The sequence below is a fragment of the Streptomyces sp. NRRL WC-3549 genome, from assembly GCF_000721935.1.
GTDB lineage: Bacteria > Actinomycetota > Actinomycetes > Streptomycetales > Streptomycetaceae > Streptomyces.
In genome coordinates, this window is the sequence record NZ_KL585398.1 from 84,687 (window position 1) to 84,943 (window position 257).

Here is a 257-nt window from a genome sequence, read left to right on the forward strand (position 1 = left end):
GTGTATAAGAGACAGGAGCCGGACAGCAGCACCTTCGGCGGGGTGTCCAGCGAGGCGACGGCCTCGGCGATCGCCGCCGTCCCCAGCACCCGGCTGTCCCGGATCCTCCGCTTGTACTCCTCGGTCCACCGGTGGTCGCCGACCCCGGCACCGGCGAGGTGGACGACGGCGTCGCAGCCGACCAGGCCCGCCGCGTCGACGTACTGGCGCTCGGGGTCCCACTCCACCTCGTCACCGGCGGCGGCGGGGCGGCGTAT

Annotated in this window: 1 protein-coding gene; it reads right to left on the reverse strand. The window is 73.5% G+C overall.

The genetic code is table 11. From position 1 onward, the window contains the following. Positions 1-257 (reverse strand): NAD-dependent epimerase/dehydratase family protein (locus tag IH13_RS0114700; RefSeq protein WP_037841374.1); only part of this gene is annotated, 257 nt, incomplete at both ends.